General features: G+C 42.5%; 1 protein-coding gene. It reads left to right on the top strand.

The window, feature by feature from the left end; translation table 11 throughout:
- Positions 1 to 75: 75 nt before the first annotated feature.
- The coding region (gene recG / locus ACOVO2_RS14005; RefSeq protein ID WP_421770577.1) for an ATP-dependent DNA helicase RecG at positions 76 to 1,906 on the top strand (1,831 nt) is incomplete at its 3' end.

Here is a 1,906-nt window from a genome sequence, read left to right as displayed (position 1 = left end):
CTGCAAAGGTAGAGGTATTTTTTTATTTCTCAAAAAAAATTTGCTCAAATTTATTGAACCTGCTAACTTCGAGACATGAGCGAGCGTAGAATATCTTTTTTTGACACTAAAATTGAGTATTTAAAGGGTGTGGGGCCATCAAAAGGCGAGATTCTCAACAAGGAGTTGAATATCTTTACTTTTGGTGACTTGATAGAGTATTACCCTTTTCGCCACGAAGACCGCACGCAATTTCATAGAATCTGCGATTTGCACGATGGAATGTTTGCCGCCCAAATCAAAGGTAGGTTGCGTTCGTGGGAGAAAATTGGCGAGGGAGCTAAAGCCCGATTAGTCGGTCAGTTTACTGACGGAACGGGCGTTTTAGAACTTACATGGTTTCAGGGAATTACATGGGTTGAGAAAAACCTTCGTCTCCAAGGTGATTATATCGTTTACGGGAAACCGAGTTCGTTTGGGAGTAAATGGCAAATCACACACCCCGATATGGATGTGCTTACGCCCGAGAACGAACGAGGTGGATATTTTCAGCCTGTATATTCATTGACCGATAAACTTCGCAAGAAATACATTGATAGTAAGCAAATTAGCCGTTGGATGCGGACTTTGCTCGAATCGGCCGTTACGAATATCCGAGAAACTTTGCCCGCTCCGCTGGTGCAGAAGTTTAGGCTGATTTCTAAGCAAGAGGCTATCTATCATATTCATTTACCGCTCAATCAGGAGGCACTTCGCCAAGCCCAACGACGCTTAAAATTTGAAGAGTTATTCTATAATCAGTTTCGATTGATTAAACAAAAACTCATTCGCCGACACGACTACGCAGGACAGGTTTTTGATAAAACTAAACTACTAACCGATTTTTATCAAAATTATCTTCCGTTTGATTTAACCAATGCACAAAAGAAAGTGATTCGGGAGATTTTCCACGATATGCGTTCGGGAAAGCAGATGAACCGCTTACTACAAGGCGATGTAGGTAGTGGAAAAACAATCGTGGCATTTATTACGATGCTGTTGGCTCTTGATAATGATGCCCAAGCGTGTTTGATGGCCCCAACTGAAATTCTTTCTGACCAACATTATACTGGTCTGAAAAAATTTGCCGATTTGATGGGCCTCAAAATTGTTGAACTCACGGGTTCGGTCGGAAAGAAACAACGCCGAATCATTGATGCGGGCTTGCTCGATGGTAGCATTAATATCATTGTTGGTACACATGCTTTACTCGAAGACCACGTGCAGTTTAAAAATCTTGGTCTTTGTGTTATTGACGAGCAGCACCGTTTTGGGGTAGCTCAACGAGCCAAACTTTGGGAGAAAAACCAAAACTTTAGGCCACATATTTTGGTGATGACCGCCACGCCGATTCCAAGAACATTGGCCATGACACTTTATGGAGATTTGGACATTTCTATCATTGACGAGCTTCCAAAAGGCAGAAAGCCTATCAAAACACTACATAAATATGATTCTGACCGCCTACGAGTTTTTGAGTTTCTGAGAAGCGAAATACAGAAAGGCCGACAAGTGTATATTGTGTATCCGCTCATTGAAGAGTCAGAAACCATGACCGTGAAAAACCTAATGGATGGCTACGAAAGTATTGCGAGGGCTTTTCCAGAATACGCTTTGAGTATTGTACATGGAAAAATGGGCTGGAAAGAAAAAGACTATGAAATGCAGCGTTTCAAGAATAAAGAAACCGAGATTTTGGTAGCAACGACGGTTATTGAAGTAGGTGTTGACGTGCCAAATGCGTCGGTGATGTTGATTGAAAGTGCCAATCGGTTTGGGCTTTCGCAATTACACCAGTTGCGTGGGCGTGTGGGGCGTGGAGCTGAGCAATCGTATTGTATTCTGATGACCGACCATAAACTGGGTAAAGATACTCGCCTCCGAATTG

This window comes from Emticicia sp., from assembly GCF_049241225.1.
In the GTDB taxonomy this organism is placed as follows: domain Bacteria; phylum Bacteroidota; class Bacteroidia; order Cytophagales; family Spirosomataceae; genus Emticicia.
The sequence above is the reverse complement of the archived record's forward strand: the minus strand, read 5'-3'. Positions and strand labels throughout refer to the sequence as shown.